15 protein-coding genes are annotated in these 14,963 nt (G+C 66.9%); 4 read left to right on the top strand and 11 right to left on the bottom strand.

Annotated features, from left to right (window positions below; genetic code table 11):
- Nucleotides 1–2 precede the first annotated feature (2 nt).
- Nucleotides 3–641 carry an MBL fold metallo-hydrolase gene (locus RMCB_RS32055; protein ID WP_062832015.1) on the top strand — a complete coding sequence of 213 codons (639 nt, stop codon included), beginning with the start codon at nucleotides 3–5 and terminating at the stop codon, nucleotides 639–641.
- Here the strand turns inward: RMCB_RS32055 and RMCB_RS32050 are convergent.
- The 4 genes from RMCB_RS32050 to RMCB_RS32035 form a co-directional block, all read right to left on the bottom strand.
- Nucleotides 638–2,281, bottom strand: a complete 1,644-nt coding sequence (locus RMCB_RS32050) for an FAD-binding dehydrogenase (protein WP_062831971.1) — start codon at nucleotides 2,279–2,281, stop codon at nucleotides 638–640. The two genes, RMCB_RS32055 and RMCB_RS32050, sit on opposite strands and share 4 nt — an antisense overlap.
- Nucleotides 2,282–2,302: 21 nt before the next feature.
- Entirely contained in the window at nucleotides 2,303–3,007 is a 705-nt protein-coding gene (locus tag RMCB_RS32045; RefSeq protein WP_062831970.1) for a DUF2334 domain-containing protein, read from the bottom strand.
- A 67-nt stretch (nucleotides 3,008–3,074) separates the two neighbouring features.
- Complete coding sequence (locus RMCB_RS32040; protein WP_062831969.1) at nucleotides 3,075–3,563, bottom strand: glutathione peroxidase; 489 nt, start codon at nucleotides 3,561–3,563, stop codon at nucleotides 3,075–3,077.
- Between the two features lie 18 nt (nucleotides 3,564–3,581).
- The gene (locus RMCB_RS32035) at nucleotides 3,582–4,127 is read right to left on the bottom strand and encodes a TetR/AcrR family transcriptional regulator (RefSeq protein WP_062831968.1); all 546 of its coding nucleotides are present in this window, start codon (nucleotides 4,125–4,127) and stop codon (nucleotides 3,582–3,584) included.
- 84 nt (nucleotides 4,128–4,211) lie between these two features.
- Here RMCB_RS32035 and RMCB_RS32030 point away from each other — a divergent pair, with 84 nt between their 5' ends.
- Nucleotides 4,212–4,661 carry a DoxX family protein gene (locus RMCB_RS32030; RefSeq protein WP_062831967.1) on the top strand — a complete coding sequence of 150 codons (450 nt, stop codon included), beginning with the start codon at nucleotides 4,212–4,214 and terminating at the stop codon, nucleotides 4,659–4,661.
- On the opposite strand, the gene RMCB_RS32025 is transcribed toward RMCB_RS32030, so the two are convergent.
- Entirely contained in the window at nucleotides 4,587–6,749 is a 2,163-nt protein-coding gene (locus RMCB_RS32025) for a S9 family peptidase (protein WP_062831966.1), read from the bottom strand. The genes RMCB_RS32030 and RMCB_RS32025 overlap by 75 nt on opposite strands.
- Complete coding sequence (locus RMCB_RS32020; protein WP_062831965.1) at nucleotides 6,746–7,633, bottom strand: phosphoribosylaminoimidazolesuccinocarboxamide synthase; 888 nt, start codon at nucleotides 7,631–7,633, stop codon at nucleotides 6,746–6,748. The genes RMCB_RS32025 and RMCB_RS32020 overlap by 4 nt, the downstream gene beginning before the upstream one ends.
- Before the next feature lie 30 nt (nucleotides 7,634–7,663).
- Between RMCB_RS32020 and RMCB_RS32015 the strand changes: the two genes are divergently transcribed.
- A complete protein-coding gene (locus tag RMCB_RS32015) occupies nucleotides 7,664–8,287 on the top strand; it encodes a hypothetical protein (protein WP_062831964.1) in 624 nt (207 codons plus the stop codon).
- A 60-nt stretch (nucleotides 8,288–8,347) separates the two neighbouring features.
- On the opposite strand, the gene RMCB_RS32010 is transcribed toward RMCB_RS32015, so the two are convergent.
- The 4 genes from RMCB_RS32010 to purB are packed head-to-tail and all read right to left on the bottom strand — an operon-like array spanning nucleotide 8,348 to nucleotide 12,456.
- Complete coding sequence (locus tag RMCB_RS32010; protein ID WP_062831963.1) at nucleotides 8,348–8,929, bottom strand: DUF1707 SHOCT-like domain-containing protein; 582 nt, start codon at nucleotides 8,927–8,929, stop codon at nucleotides 8,348–8,350.
- Nucleotides 8,910–9,824 (bottom strand): tellurite resistance/C4-dicarboxylate transporter family protein, encoded by a 915-nt coding sequence (locus tag RMCB_RS32005; RefSeq protein ID WP_109784493.1) that lies wholly within the window; start codon nucleotides 9,822–9,824, stop codon nucleotides 8,910–8,912. The genes RMCB_RS32010 and RMCB_RS32005 overlap by 20 nt, the downstream gene beginning before the upstream one ends.
- Complete coding sequence (locus RMCB_RS32000) at nucleotides 9,821–11,041, bottom strand: cytochrome P450 (protein WP_062831961.1); 1,221 nt, start codon at nucleotides 11,039–11,041, stop codon at nucleotides 9,821–9,823. Before RMCB_RS32000 ends, RMCB_RS32005 begins: the two co-directional genes overlap by 4 nt.
- Nucleotides 11,038–12,456, bottom strand: a complete 1,419-nt coding sequence (gene purB, locus RMCB_RS31995) for an adenylosuccinate lyase (protein ID WP_062832014.1) — start codon at nucleotides 12,454–12,456, stop codon at nucleotides 11,038–11,040. Before purB ends, RMCB_RS32000 begins: the two co-directional genes overlap by 4 nt.
- Before the next feature lie 50 nt (nucleotides 12,457–12,506).
- Between purB and relZ the strand changes: the two genes are divergently transcribed.
- Nucleotides 12,507–14,234, top strand: a complete 1,728-nt coding sequence (gene relZ / locus RMCB_RS31990; RefSeq protein WP_062831960.1) for a bifunctional ribonuclease/(p)ppGpp synthase — start codon at nucleotides 12,507–12,509, stop codon at nucleotides 14,232–14,234.
- Here relZ and RMCB_RS31985 read toward each other — a convergent pair.
- Nucleotides 14,231–14,860, bottom strand: a complete 630-nt coding sequence (locus RMCB_RS31985; RefSeq protein WP_029369888.1) for a TetR/AcrR family transcriptional regulator — start codon at nucleotides 14,858–14,860, stop codon at nucleotides 14,231–14,233. The two genes, relZ and RMCB_RS31985, sit on opposite strands and share 4 nt — an antisense overlap.
- Nucleotides 14,861–14,963 lie beyond the last annotated feature (103 nt).

Raw genomic sequence — 14,963 nt, 5'->3', positions numbered from 1 at the left:
GCATGCAATTGACGCATTTCGGACATTCATGCCTTCTGGCCAGCATGTCGGACACCACGGTGTTGTTCGACCCGGGCAATTTCTCGCACGGATTCGAGGGCATCACCGGCCTGTCGGCAATCCTGATCACCCATCAGCACCCCGATCACGCCGACCCTGCCCGCCTGCCCGCGCTGGTTGACGCCAACCCGCAGGCCGCCCTGTACGCCGATCCGCAGACCGCCGCCCAACTGGGCGGAGCGTGGCAAGCCGTGCAGGTGGGCGACGAATTCCAGGTCGGCAACATCACCGTGCGCGGGGTCGGCGGCAGACACGCGGTGATCCACCCGGAAATCCCGGTGATCGACAACATTTCGTATCTGCTGGGCGACGACGAGCATCCGGCGCGGTTGATGCACCCGGGCGACGCACTGTTCGTGCCCGGAGAGCCGGTCGACGTGCTGGCCACCCCGGCAGCCGCGCCGTGGATGAAGGTCTCCGAGGCGGTCGAATACCTGCGCGCGGTGGCACCGGCCCGGGCGGTGCCGATCCACCAGGGCATCATCGAACGCAACGCGCGGGGAATCTACTACGGGCGGCTCAGCGAGATGACCACCACCGATTTCCAGGTCCTCGAAGAGGAAAACGGCACCGAGTTCTAGGCGATGTCGGCCGCCGCGCCCCGACCGGCGGCGCGGCCGGAGAAGATGCAACCGCCCAGGAAGGTTCCCTCCAGCGAGCGGTAGCCGTGTACACCGCCGCCGCCGAATCCGGCCGCCTCGCCGGCGGCGTACAGCCCGGGCAGCGCCGTGCCGTCCTCGCGCAGCACCCGGGAATCCAAATCGGTTTCCAAGCCGCCCAACGACTTTCGCGTGAGAATGTGGAGTTTTACGGCGATCAGGGGGCCGGCTTCCGGGTCGGTGAGCCGATGCGGTGCGACGACGCGCCCCAACCGGTCACCGAGGTAGCCACGGGCTGCACGGATGGCGGTGATCTGCCCATCCTTGGTGAAGCGGTTGGCCACTTCCCGGTCGCGGGCGGTGACCTCGGCCGCCACCGTCGCATAGTCGAGTTCGACCACGTCGGGCACCGTGTTCATCGCGGATACCAACTCGCGCAAGGTATGTGCGCTGACGAAGTCGACGCCGCGGTCCACGAACGCCTGAACCGGAGCCGGCGCGCCCCGCCTGACCCGCGCCAGCACGTCGCGCACGCTACGGTCGGTCAGATCGGGGTTCTGTTCCTGGCCCGAGAGTGCGAATTCCTTGGCGATGATCCGGGCGTTGAGGATGAACCACGTGTAATCCTGCCCGGTTCGGCAGATGTGCTCCAAGGTGCCGAGGGTGTCGAAGCCGGGATAGAGCGGCACCGGCAGACGTCTTCCGTTGGCGTCCAACCACAATGACGACGGGCCGGGCAGGATGCGGATGCCGTGTGCGGGCCAGACGGGATCGTAGTTGGTGATTCCCTCGGTGTAGTGCCACATCCGGTCGCTGTTGATGACGCGCGCGCCCGCGGCCTCGGAGATGCCGATCATGCGCCCGTCGACGTGGGCGGGCACCCCGCTGAGCAGTTGCTCGGGCACCCGGCCCATGCGGGTGGGCCAGTTCTTGCGGACCAAGTCGTGGTTGCCGCCGATCCCGCCGCTGGCGACGATCACTGCCGAAGCATGGAACTCGAAGCTGCCCACTATATTCCGCGATGACGCCACACCCCGGGCCGCTGACGACGGCTCAAGCACCGAGCCCCGCACCCCGATCACCAGACCGTCGGACACGATCAGCTCGTCGACGCGGTGCCGGTGGGCGAATCGGACGTGCGTGTTGTTGCGCACGCGCCGGGCAAACATCTCCACGAGCGCAGGGCCGGTGCCCCAGGTGATGTGGAACCGCGGTACCGAATTGCCGTGCCCGAGCGCGTCGTAACCACCCCGCTCTGCCCAGCCGACCAACGGGAAGGTCTGCAGACCGCGGGCCCGCAGCCAGCTGCGCTTCTCCCCCGCCGCGAAATCCACGTAGGCATGCGCCCATTCACGGGGCCAGTGGTCTTCAGGCCGGTCGAACCCTGCCGTGCCCAACCAGTCCTGCAGTGCGAGCGCCTCGCTGTCGCGGATGCCGAGCCTGCGTTGTTCGGGGCTGTCGACGAAGAACAGCCCGCCGAACGACCAGAACGCCTGACCGCCGACGTTGGCCGCGTTCTCCTGGTCGACGATGAGCACGCGGTGTCCACGATCGACTAGTTCGCAGGCGGCGACCAGTCCGGCCAGACCCGCTCCCACGACGATGACATCGGCGTCTGCCATGAGAGGCAAGACTAGCGCGAGTCAGGCGGCGTCGGTCAGTACCGGATCGGCGTCCCAGTGGTAGACGGCGGGCACACTGTTGTGCAGCAAAGCCAGGTCGATGGCGTCGAGCATGGCCTGTCGCGGACCGGGCCTGCGGAGATGCCGGGCGGCCACGGCGACGCGCACCACGCCCTCGCGTCGAGCGGTGCGCTCAGCAGCCAGGACCAGCGTCCGGCACCACCACGGTTCGGTGAGAAAGCCCTCGCCGATACCGAGCACCCGCGCCCGCAACGTGGTCTGGCGGACCAGGTCGGTAACTCCGCTGAGCCCGGCCAGCAACCGAAAGCCGTTGCGCGGTAAAGCGGTCACGGTGCCTTGCGAAACCGTCCACCCCGGAGCGGCGAACAGCCTGGTGCGGAGGCCCAGGTGCTCGAGCACGCGGTCGGCGCCCATGATGCGCAGGTTGGCCTCGTGCGCGGGCAGGCTCGCGAACTCGCCGCGACGTTTCTTGGTGGCGGCCTCGTCGTAGCCGTGCAGCACCACTGCGTCACCCGCAGCGCGGCGGGCGGTCAGCCACTCCACGGTCGGGGCGTCGCGGTCCAAGCGGTAGCCGCCCTTGAGTCGCGGTGCGACCAGAAGCGAGGCCGGCACGCCCCGGCCGTCGAGTTCGGCGCAGAACGATTCGACGTCGCCCAGCGTGCGGTCGCTGATCTGTGAGATCGAGACGAAGAGTTGTCCGGTCACCCCATCAGTGTGACAACGTCACATGACGCAACGGTTTCCAACACTCTGCCGCCGAATGTCGATTGGACTATCGCGGCAGGACGGCTTCGATGGCAGCCACCACCTCGGGCGCGTCGGGCGCGGTACGCGGCCGGAACCGGTTGACCACCACCCCGCCGGGTGCCAGGAGGAACTTCTCGAAATTCCACTGGATGTCGCCGGCCGCGCCGTCGCCGTCGGCGGCTTCGGTCAGGGCGGCGTAGAGCGGGTGCCGGTCGGGCCCGTTGACGTCGGTCTTGGCCAGCAGCGGGAAGGTGACGTCGTAGGTGGTCGAGCAGAACGTCTGGATCTCCTGGGGCGTGCCGGGTTCCTGCCCCATGAACTGGTTGCAGGGCACGCCGATGACCGTGAGCCCACGGTCACCGTAGTCTTGCGCGAGCTTCTCCAGCGCCGCGTACTGCGGGGTGAGGCCGCATTTCGATGCCACGTTGACCACCAGCGCCGCGCCAGTTGCCAACGCGCCCAACGTGGTTGGGGTGCCGTCGAGGGTGGTCAGCGGAATTTGGTCGATGCTCACACGTCGACGCTACCGCACCTATGCGTCGAACAGGATCAGGCCCAACCGCTCGACGACGCCGAGCGGGTCGGCGCCTGTGTCGATCGCATCGTTGAGCCAGAGCAACGCGAAGCCGTGTACCAGTGACCATGCGGCCAGCGCCGCAGCCTCGGGGTCGGCGTGGGCTTTTGGGTCGACGAGAGTGCCGACTCCGCTGTCGAGTTCGGCCCGCGCGGCCGCGGCCGCCACGACGAGTTCGGGGTTGGTCTCGTCATAGAGCGACTTGTCGAACATCACCGCGTAGTGGCCGGGATGGTCCAGCGCGAACCGGACATAGGCCTTGGCGGCGTCGATGAATTGGGGACGCGCGTCGGCCAGCGCCTTGGCCAGTAACTGGAAGCCTTCGGTGGCCAGCGCGGTGAACAGCCCGCGCCGATCGGTGAAGTGGTGCGCCGGCGCCGCGTGCGATACGCCGGCTGCGCGCGCCAGTTCGCGCAGCGAGACGCCGTCGGCCCCGCGCTGCGCCACCAGGGTCGCGGCTTGGGCGAGGATCACGGCTTTCAGATCACCGTGGTGGTAGCTCATGCAGCCATCCTATCCCTCGATCTTGACAGCGACTAGATTCGCGGTACCGTATCCAACTAGACAATGACAAGATTGGGGTGCGCGATGGCCGTGTTCCTGATGCTGGTTCTGGGCAGCGTGGCTGCTCGCGTCATCGGCTGGGCAGGGGTCGACTACGTCGACAGCTGGCCCCGCGCCGTGGCCGTCGGCCTCGCGGCGATGTTCGTGATGACGGGCGTGGCGCACTTCGTCAACCCGTTGCGCGCAGACATGATCGCGATAGTGCCGCCGCGGCTTCCCGCGCCGGCACTGCTGGTGACCGTCACCGGCGCACTCGAGCTGGCCGGCGCGCTGGGACTGCTCTACCCGCCGACGCGGGTGGCCGCGGCAGTATGCCTCTTCCTGCTGATGCTCGCCATGTTTCCGGCCAATGTCTACGCGGCCCGGATGCCGAACCCACCGAAGACGATGACCACCCGGTTAGGTCTTCGGACCGCTGAAGAGGCTGTCTACCTGGCCGCTGCCATAGTTGTCGCGATCGGCGGCGGCCAGTAGCCAGGCGTATTGGAAGGCCGCCTCTTTCCAGCGTTCGTAGCGCCCGCTGATTCCGCCGTGACCGGCCACCATCTCGGTCTTCAGCAGCACCTTGCCGGCATCGTTCGCCGGGTCGGACTGGACATGCCGCAGCGCCGCAACCCATTTCGCAGGTTCGACGTAATACACCCGGGTGTCGTTGAGTGAGGTCATCGCGAGGATCGGCGGGTAGTCGCGGGCCGCGACGTTCTCGTACGGCGTGTAGGACTTCATGTAGGCGTAAACCTCGGGGTCCTCCAACGGATTTCCCCACTCGTCCCATTCGGTGACGGTCAACGGCAGCGACGGATCGAGAATCGTGGTGAGCGCGTCGACGAACGGCACCTGGGCCAGGATGCCCGCGAACAGCTCCGGTGCCATGTTGGCGATCGCGCCCATCAGCAGACCACCGGCACTGCCCCCTAGGGCCACCAGGTTCTGCGGCCGTGTCAGGTCGGTATCGATGAGATGCCTTGCCACCGCGATGAAGTCGGTGAAGGTGTTCATCTTCTCCAACAGCTTGCCGTGCTCGTACCACGGCCTGCCGAGCTCACCGCCCCCGCGGACATGGGCGATGGCGAACACCATGCCCCGGTCCAGCAGCGACAGCCGGGCGATCGAAAACCGCGGATCCTCGCACGATTCGTAAGCGCCGTAGCCGTACAGCAGCGTGGGAGCGGGGAATTGCAGCCCGGCCCGATGGATGATCGAGATCGGTACCCGCGCGCCGTCGGGTGCGGTCGCCCAATCCCGGCGCTCCACATAGTCTTCCGGCCGGTAGCCGCCCAACACAGGCTGCTCGCGCAGCAGTGTCCGGTGTCCCGTCGCGAGATCCAGGTCATAGACCCGGGCCGGGGTGATGAATGAGGTTGCGGCGATTCGAAGCTTGGGCGCCGACCAGTTCGGATTGCCGCCCAGACCCGCAGCGGTCAGCTCGGAGTCGAAGGTCAATTCCTCGGGTGTGCCGTACCCGCCGTTGGCGTTCACGGGCCACAGCTGAATCTTCGGCAATGCCTCACTGCGGTAGCTGATCACCAGGAAACCGTCGAAGGCGTCGACGGCGTCGAGACGCACATCGCCGCGGTGAGCGATCAGCGGATGAAATGCGGTGGGGTCATTGACCGGTGCCTCGACCAGCGTGAAGTTCTCGGCGCCGTCGTTGTGCAGGATGAGAAAGCGGTCCTCACCGCCGATGACGGCATGCTCGACGGAGTACTCGACCAGATCCCGCCGCTCCCATACCGGGATGAACTCTGCTTCCGGATCGTTGGCATCGGCGTAGCGGACCTCGGTCGTGACCGCACTGCCCGCAGCGATGAAAAGGTATTTGTTGCTGCGGCTGCGGCCGACACCGACCCAGAATCGTTCGTCGGGTTCGTGATACACCTTCTCGGCCGGCAGGCCCGCCGCGAGGCGGTGCCGCCACACCGTGTCCGGCCGCCACGCATCGTCGACGGTGGTGTAGTAAATCGTCCTGCTGTCGGCTGCCCAGGTCGCGCCGGAACCGATGCCGACGATCGTGTCGTCGTACTCCTGGCCGGTACGTAGATCCCGGAAGCGCAGGGTGTAGCGCTCGTCACCCTTGACGTCGACCGAGTACGCCAACACGTTGCCGTCCAGGCTGACCGAGGCCGCACCGAGCGCGAAGTAGTCGTGACCGTCGGCTTCCACGTTCTCGTCGAGCAGCACCTGCTCACCCGGAACGTCGGTGTGCTCGTCGAACTCGGGCGGCGTCCAGTCGTCGGGATCCGTGACCGGGCAGCGGCAATGCACGCCATACTGCTTGCCCTCGAAGGAGCGGGCGTAATACCACCAGTTGTCCCGGCGGGTGGGGACCGAGAGATCGGTCTCCTTGGTTCGGGCCTTGATCTCATCGAAGATCTTCTGCCGCAAGGGCTCCAGATACTCCGTCGAGTACGTGGTGAACGCGTTCTCGGCTTCGAGATGAGCGATCACCTCGGGATCGTTCTTGTCGCGCAGCCACTCGTACGGGTCGATGAACACGTCGCCGTGGTGTTCGCGACGATGGTTGCCGCGCTTGGCGATGGGCGGGGTCACGGGCTGACTCATGCGCCGATCCAATCGGCGAAGCGCAGGCCCGAAATCCGTTCGTAGGCCTCGATGTAGCGGTCCCTGGTCGCCGCCACGATCGCATCGGGCAACGGCGGTGGCGGCGCGTCGCCGTGGCGGTCCCAGCCCGACTCCGGCCCGGTCAGCCAGTTGCGCACGAACTGCTTGTCGAAGCTGTCCTGCACCACACCCTGCTGGTAAGTATCCGCGCGCCAGTACCGCGACGAGTCCGGGGTGAAGACCTCGTCGGCCAGCACCACGTCACCGTTCTCGTCGACACCGAATTCGAACTTCGTGTCGGCGATGATGATGCCCTTGGTCAACGCGTGATCAGCGCCCTGCAGATAGGTCTGCAGCGTGCGCGCTTTGAGCTGATTCGCCAGCACCGGACCAACCAGATCGATCACCTGGGCGAACGAGATGTTCTCGTCGTGCTCACCCATTTCGGCCTTGGTGGCCGGGGTGAACAGCGGCTCTTCGAACTTGCTGGCCTCCCCGAGGTCGGGCGGCAGCGGGATACCGCACACCGAACCCGTCTTCTGATAGTCGATCAGGCCCGACCCGGTCAGGTAGCCGCGCGCCACGCACTCGACCGGCAGCATCTTGAGCTGACGCACCACCAGCGCACGGCCCAAGACCTCCTCGGGGATGCGGGGATCGTCCGGAGGCCCCGCGAGATGGTTGGGCGCCGCGACGTGGTCGAAGAAGAACACGCTCATCGCCGTGAGGATCCGGCCCTTGTCGGGGATCTGCGAGTCGAGGATGTGGTCATAGGCCGATATCCGGTCGGACGCCACGAACAGCAGGTGGTTGTCGTCGACGCGGTACAGCTCGCGGACCTTGCCGCTGGCCAGGTGCTGGTACTCGGACAGAGCGGGACGCATCCGGTCAGCCTATGTGTTGGGATCGGTGCCATGAGATCGCGGTACCTGCCGTATGCCCACAGACCCGGCCGATTGCTGGCACAACTGTTCAGCGACGTCGCGGTGCTGGCGTGGATAACGGTGTGGGTGCTCGTCGGTATGGCCGTGCATTCGGCCATCGCCACCATCGCAACGGTGGGCCGCCAGGTGCATGACGGTGCCAACGGCGTGGCCGACAATCTGGACTCGGCCGGTGACAGCGCTCACCACATACCGCTGGTCGGCGACACCCTGAGCAAGCCGCTGCGAGCAGCCAGCGAGGCGGCGCTGGACATTGCCGGAGCAGGCAGCAGCCTCGACTCCACGGCCAGCTGGCTGGCCTGGGTGTTGGCGCTGGCCGTGGCCGCCGCGCCGATCCTGTTCGTGGCGATGCCGTGGCTGTACCTGCGCGTGCGGTTCTTCCGGCGCAAGTGGACCGCCATCACGCTGGCCTCGACTGCCGCGGGCGAGCAGCTCCTCGCGTTGCGCGCCCTCGCCAACCGCCCCCTGTCCAAGCTGACCGCGGTGTCCGACGACCCCGTAGGTGCCTGGCGCCGCGAGGAACCACGCGCCATCCGGGGCCTGGCCGCCCTCGAACTGCGCTCAGCAGGCATGCGACTGCGCCGCCTCGACTAACCCCGAGTGATTTGTGGAGTCTCAGCCACCCGCACCGGGTGCTCGGCGAGGTCCGCTTCACTATCGAGTCCCGTGCAGCCGTCGCAGCCAGCTCCCGAACGGATGGCGCACGGTGACCGAGCCCATCCGGACCCGGCCCCGCACGACGAGATGCAGCTGCTGTGACGGCGGGCTGGTGCGCACCTTGACCGTCGCACTACCCGCGACGGCGTCGACGCCGTTGAGGTCGGCGGTCGCGGTGGCCGGCACGATGAGCTCGGTCGAACTGCAATAGTCGTCGATGAGGATCTCCACGACCGGGCCGGGCAACACGGCTGAGGTGAAGTCGAGTGTGGTGCTGCACATCCGGGTGTTGAGTTGCAGGACCGGGGCTACCGTCCATTGCCCGCGCCGCACGATCGACGACATGCGGCCCCGCAACACCTCCGGGGCCGGGCGTGGTGCGGCCGTCGGCGCCATGGGCAGGTCCGCGAGCACGACCCGCAATTCGCCGCGGGTCCGTGCGGCCAGTGCGGCGTCGTAACGCTCGGTGAATTCGTCGAGCGTGAGCATTCCTTCGCTCACCGCGCGCTCCAGCAGCTGGCCTACCTTGGCCCGCTCGGCGTCGGAGACGCGGAGGTGGTCATTCTGGCCTGAGTCCATGCTCCGAGGTTAGGCGAATCAACCGACGGGTCACGCTGACCGCGACGGCAAGCCACGCCGCAAACGCGATCCAGAAGAACACCAGCGAGACCACAGCCAATGGCCGCCAACCGGTTTCGAGCATCATGGCGAACGTGGCCGCCGAGTACATGCCGAGAGGGAACACCGCCGGCCAGTCGAGCATCTGCCGCCAACTCGTGATGGCCAGGGGCACGATCTGCACCGTGGCGACTGCGAGGGTCGCGATGGTGACGATCCGCACGGCATCGGCGAGGGGGCCCGGAGGCAGTGCGGCGTGAATGTGCTCGCCGGCCAACGTGGCGATCGCCAGGCCACCCATCAGGATCCAATGATCAGGTGGCACGTTGCGTCGAGCTTGCGGTTCGCCCAACGCCCGCCACGCGATGAGCGACGTCATCACGCAGTAGGCCACCAGCGCGCAGCCCCAGAAGATCAACGCCCAGAACAGGATTCTCTCGGCCACGAATACGATGGCGAGTCCGGACGTCGCGACGCTGGCGAGTTCCCAGGTGCCACGTGCCCGGTCGCGCAGCCTGGTCGGGCCCAACCGCCACATCCTCGCCAGCAGCATCGGCACGAGGGACAACCACCCCGCAAGACCCATCGCTCCGAGGCCCCACACTGCGATCGGGTGATCGGCGAATCTCGAGGCCAGCACTGCACAAGCCGCCACATACGTGAAAAGGCCGAGAACCGTGTCGATGTCGCGCAGATCGAACGTCCGCCATCGAACGGCAGCCAGATACATCAATACCGGAAGCGCGACGACGGCCAGAGCCGCCAACGGGACACTGATGATGCCGAAGCCGTGATCCGCTGCGGAGATTGACACGATGCCCGTCGCCATGACCATCGCGAACATCTCGGGCCTCACGCCCCGAGCTCCACCACCAGATGCCGGATGCCGGTGTGCCGGTTGCTGCGGGTCCATTCGACAGGCTGGACCAGTCGGGCCGACGCGAACCGCGCGAGGAGTTCCTCGAACAGCACGCGCAGCTCCAAGCGGGCCAGATTGGCGCCGAGGCAGTAGTGCACGCCGTAACCGAATCCCAAGTGCGGATTGGGTTTACGCGTGATGTCGAATACGTCGACGGAGGGGAACACCAACTCGTCGCGGTTGGCCGAGCCTTCCCACACCTGAACCTTCTGCCCGGCCTCGATATCGCAGCCTCCGACGGACACCGAACGGGTCGCGGTACGACGCTTCGAGGGTGACGGCGAGGTCCAGCGCACCATCTCTTCGATCGCGGTCGGCAACAGCGTCGGATCTGAACGCAACATCTGCAGTTGATCCGGGTTCTCGATCAACGCCAGCAGGCCGCCCGCGACCGCGTTGCGGGTGGTCTCTGCACCCGCGCTGAACAGCAGGCTGAAAAACAGGTACAGCTCGACGTCAGAGAGCGGGGTCAGTGTCTCCGCCAGTGACGCGTTGGCCACCACCGACAGCATGTCGTCGGTGGGGTGGGCCCGTTTGGCGGCAATGAGTTCCTGCCCGTAGGTGTACATCCGGGTGCCGGCCTCCTCGGCCGACAACTGCCCCACCGACGCCGTGCGGGCCGAGCCGAAGTCGAACTGCGGCTCGATGGCCTCGAAGAGCCAATGCCGTTCAGACTCCGGAACTCCCAGCAGGATGCAGATCATCTGCATGGGAAGTTCCGCCGCTACGTCGACCACGAAGTCGAACTCCTCGCCGGGCGACACAGCATCCAGTAGCCCGCGCGCCCGCGCCCGCAGATCCTCCTCGACGCGGCGGATCATCCTGGGCGTCAGCCCAGAACTCACCAGCCGCCGGATCTCGGAGTGCCGTGGGTCGTCCATCATGTTCAGAACCTGTCCCGCAATGGACAGATCCTGCAGCAGGGTGCCGCCGAATGGCCGCGAACCCCCGGTCACCGACGAGAACGTCGACGGATCACGCAGCACCGCAAGGGTTTCAGCGTGGGTGGCCACCGACCAGAAGCCCTCGCCGTCGGGGGTGTGTTCCGTCGGCGGGTGCCAGTACACCGGCGCTGCCCGCCGGTGCTCGGCGAACAGCTCATGGGGAAACCCATGAGCGAAATTGTCCAGATCGGTCAGATCTGCCAATGTCACAAGATGGCACCCGAGGTGTACTTGGCTGCTTCCGGGTACCGGCTGACCAGTTCGTCGACGGCCGCGACAACGCCATCGACCTGCGCGCCCGCGGCTCCCGTGAACGCCTGCCGATCCGCCAGAGCCGTCTCCAGCGCGACCCGGTCCAGCGGCAGTCGCGGGTCTGCGGCCAGCCGGTCCAGCAGGTCGGGTTCCTTGCCCTGCTCGCGCATGGCGAGCGCGACAGCGACCGCGTGTTCCTTGATCACCTCGTGGGCGGCTTCGCGGCCGACTCCGGCGCGCACGGCGGCGATCAGGATGCGGGTGGTGGCCAGGAACGGCAGATAGCGGTCCAGTTCCCGCTGGATCACCGCGGGGTAGGCACCGAATTCGTCGAGCACCGTCAGGAAGGTCTCGGTCTGTCCGTCGATGGCGAAGAACGCGTCGGGCAGCGCGACCCGGCGCACCACCGAACAGAACACGTCGCCCTCGTTCCATTGCGCTCCGGCCAGTTCCGCGGCCATCGACGCGTAACCACGCAGCACGACCTGCAGGCCGTTGACCCGCTCGCAGGAGCGGGTGTTCATCTTGTGCGGCATCGCCGACGATCCGACCTGTCCCGGCGCGAAGCCCTCGGTCACCAGCTCGTGCCCGGCCATCAGCCGGATGGTGTGCGCCATGGACGACGGGCCGGCGCCCAGCTGCACCAGCGCCGACACCACGTCATGATCCAGCGACCGCGGATACACCTGCCCGACGCTGGTGAAAACGTCTGTGAATCCCAGGAATTCGGCAACCCGGCGTTCCAGCTCGGCCAGCTTGCCGGTGTCGCCGTCGAACAGGTCGAGCATGTCCTGCGCGGTGCCCATCGGCCCCTTGATGCCCCGCAGCGGGTACCGGTCGATCAGCTCACGGACACGTTGCAGGGCCACCAAGCTTTCCTCGGCCGCCGAGGCGAACCGCTTGCCCAGCGTGGTTGCCTGCGCGGCGACGTTGTGACTGCGGCCTGCCATCACCAGGTCGCGGTACACCACGGCGCGCTCGGCCAACCGGGCCACCACCGCGACACCATGGGCGAACACCAGTTCCAGGGAGCTGCGGATCTGCAGCTGCTCGACGTTCTCGGTGAGGTCGCGGCTGGTCATGCCCTTGTGCACGTGTTCGTGGCCGGCGAGGGCGTTGAATTCTTCGATGCGGGCCTTCACATCGTGGCGGGTCACGCGTTCGCGCGCGGCGATAGAGGCCAGGTCGACGTTCTCCAGGACGCGTTCGTAGTCGTCGATCACGCCCTCGGGCACGTCGACCCCCAGCTCGGCCTGGGCACGCAGGACAGCGAGCCACAGGCGGCGCTCCGCGACGATCTTGGCCTCTGGCGACCAGATCGCGACCATCTCCTCGCTGGCGTAGCGGTTGGCCAGAACATTCGGAATCGTCACGAACACACAGCTTACGGGCCAGCCGGGCACACCAATGAGACAGTGGACGGATGCACTTCGTCGGGCTCGACCTCGCCTGGGGCGAGAAGAATCAGACCGGTGTCGCGGCGATCGACGCGGACGGGCGTGTTCTTCACGTCGGCGTGGCACAGGACGACGACAGCATCGCAGCAACCATCAGGCCGTACGTCAAGGATGACTGTCTGGTCGCCATCGACGCACCGCTGATCGTCAAGAACGCCGAGGGCTACCGGCCGTGCGAACGGGAGCTCAACCGGGATTTCCAGCGGTTCGACGCCGGCGCGCGCCCCGCGTTCACCGAGCGGCCAGAGTTCAGGCATCCGCGCGCCGCGCGCATCGCGTCCGCGCTCGACCTGGACATAGACCCCTCCTCGTCGTCCCATCGACGGGCAATCGAGGTCTACCCACACCCGGCGACCGTCGTGCTGTTCGGCCTCGACAAGACGCTGAAGTACAAGCGCGGCTCGTTCGAGGATCGCCAGCGCGAGCTGCTGAAACTGATGACCCATATCGAAGAGCTCGACAAGGCGACACCGCGGCTGCGGGCAAACCGCAGCGTCAGCTGGGTCGAGCTGCGCAAGCGGGTCGAAGCCGCGACGCGCCCCGGCCAGCTGGACCGTGACGAAGACCCGGTCGACGCCCTCATCTGTGCCTACATCGGGCTGTATTGGTACCACCGGCCGGAAGACGTGACGATCTACGGCGACGTCGCCTCCGGCTACATCGTCACCCCGTCACTGCCTGCCGAGAGGCTCCCCCGCCCTCGAAAAGAACCCTCGAACCAACCTGCGCCTCCGGCCGTGCTGACCGCACAGAACGCGGTGGCCGAGTACCGGCGACGGCGTCCCGCGTTGGTCACCGCCACCGAGCACTATCTGGAACTGGTGACCGCCCTGCTCGACGACGCCGGCATCAACTACCTCAGCATCACGGCACGGACCAAGAGCGTCGAGTCCTTCGCCGCCAAGGTCGACCGGACTGTCGACGGGCGCCGGCTCTACACCGACCCGCTGGTGGAGATCACCGATCAAGTCGGGCTGCGGGTCATCACCTATCTGCGCGAGGACGTCGACACGGTCGCCCATCTGCTCGCCACGGAGATGCGACTCCTGGATGACCAGGACATCGGCCTGCAGACCGCGCGCAAGGGTCGCTGGGGTTATGCCAGCCGGCACCTGTTGGTCGGCATCGAGGGCGAGACGCAACCGGCCTCGATCCAGGTGCGCACGGTGCTGCAGCACGCATGGGCAGAATTCGAGCACGACATCCGCTACAAGGGGCAGATCCCTGCCGAGCACGGCGCCGATCTCGACCGTCGCTTCACTCTCGCGGCGGGGCTGCTCGAGCTGGCCGATCGGGAGTTCACCGCGATCCGCCAGCGGCTGCGTACGACGGTCACCGAAGAGGAATCCGACTGGTCGACGGATTCGCGGATCGCCACGCCCGTGCTGGCCACGTATCTGGGCAACCGTTACCCCGATGCGGGATGGTCACGCACCGACCACTACGGCTGGATCTCGGGGCTGCTGCTGGAACTCGGCATCACGTCGTTGGACGCGCTGAGCGGGCTGCTCGATTCGGTGAACGCCGACAAGGTCAACGACGCCATGGGATACCGGTTCCCGCCGGGCGCGGTGCGCCGCCTGGACGACGTCCTGCTCGCGGTGTACGGCGAGCGTTATATCGGTCTGGAAGGCAATGCGCACCGAACAGAGTTGTTGCAGAACAGGATTGAGAAGCTGCGCGGCAATACTTAGATGTGCACGGGCCGCTCGTCGACCGGGGCGAGCACATCGATCACATCGATGAGCGTCGCGCGCGCACTGGCGCGGGGACCGTCACCTTCGTCCATGAGCGACGCGACCACCGCGCCGTCCACCGCGCACACCAGCGCGGTCAGCAATTCCGAACGCACCGCCCGGCCCGACCGTTCGACCGCTTCCACCACGGCATCGGTGCGCTGTTGCCGGATGCGGCGCTGGATGTCGCGCAGCCCGGGCTGGCGCGCGCACGCGATGTAGCGCTCGTAGCGGGAGATCAACTGCTCGGTGACCCGGGTTTCCGGAGAATCCCCGACCAGGAGGTCCACCAGCACGTCGGCCGTCGATTCTGCGCCGCGGCGGCGACGGCTCAACGCGGCCACGCCGGCCTTCAGCTGCTCGGCTTCCCGGATTCCGATGTCCTCCACGGCCTTGGCGATCAGGTCGTCGAGCGACGAGAAATAGTAGGTGGTCGACGCGAGTGGCAAACCTGCCCGGCGGGCCACCGCACGGTGACGAACGGCGTCGAATCCGCCCTCACACAACAGGTCAGCGGCCGCCCTTACGAGGGCGTATCGCCGACGCTCCCCCTTCGGAGTGACTGCTGCTGTCACCACTAGCATGCTGCCAGCTGAGCCGACGCGCCATCGCGCTTTCGGCAATTCATCAGCCTCTACTCAGGTTTGTCGCGCACCGGAGCCATTCGCCGGTGGCGATCACGCGATG

It is taken from the genome of Mycolicibacterium brisbanense (genome assembly GCF_001570425.1).
In the GTDB taxonomy this organism is placed as follows: domain Bacteria; phylum Actinomycetota; class Actinomycetes; order Mycobacteriales; family Mycobacteriaceae; genus Mycobacterium; species Mycobacterium brisbanense.
Note: the sequence above shows the minus strand (reverse complement) of the source record. Positions and strands in the feature narration are given on the sequence as shown.

What these genes read in the sequence shown, in the direction of transcription:
- RMCB_RS32015 (WP_062831964.1), top strand. Translation starts at nt 7,664, where the DNA reads ATGAGATCGCGGTACCTGCCGTATGCCCACAGACCCGGCCGATTGCTG.
- RMCB_RS32035 (WP_062831968.1), bottom strand. Translation starts at nt 4,127, where the DNA reads ATGAGCTACCACCACGGTGATCTGAAAGCCGTGATCCTCGCCCAAGCC.
- relZ (WP_062831960.1), top strand. Translation starts at nt 12,507, where the DNA reads ATGCACTTCGTCGGGCTCGACCTCGCCTGGGGCGAGAAGAATCAGACC.
- RMCB_RS32030 (WP_062831967.1), top strand. Translation starts at nt 4,212, where the DNA reads ATGGCCGTGTTCCTGATGCTGGTTCTGGGCAGCGTGGCTGCTCGCGTC.
- RMCB_RS32025 (WP_062831966.1), bottom strand. Translation starts at nt 6,749, where the DNA reads ATGAGTCAGCCCGTGACCCCGCCCATCGCCAAGCGCGGCAACCATCGT.
- RMCB_RS31985 (WP_029369888.1), bottom strand. Translation starts at nt 14,860, where the DNA reads ATGCTAGTGGTGACAGCAGCAGTCACTCCGAAGGGGGAGCGTCGGCGA.
- RMCB_RS32010 (WP_062831963.1), bottom strand. Translation starts at nt 8,929, where the DNA reads ATGGACTCAGGCCAGAATGACCACCTCCGCGTCTCCGACGCCGAGCGG.
- RMCB_RS32050 (WP_062831971.1), bottom strand. Translation starts at nt 2,281, where the DNA reads ATGGCAGACGCCGATGTCATCGTCGTGGGAGCGGGTCTGGCCGGACTG.
- RMCB_RS32055 (WP_062832015.1), top strand. Translation starts at nt 3, where the DNA reads ATGCAATTGACGCATTTCGGACATTCATGCCTTCTGGCCAGCATGTCG.
- RMCB_RS32020 (WP_062831965.1), bottom strand. Translation starts at nt 7,633, where the DNA reads ATGCGTCCCGCTCTGTCCGAGTACCAGCACCTGGCCAGCGGCAAGGTC.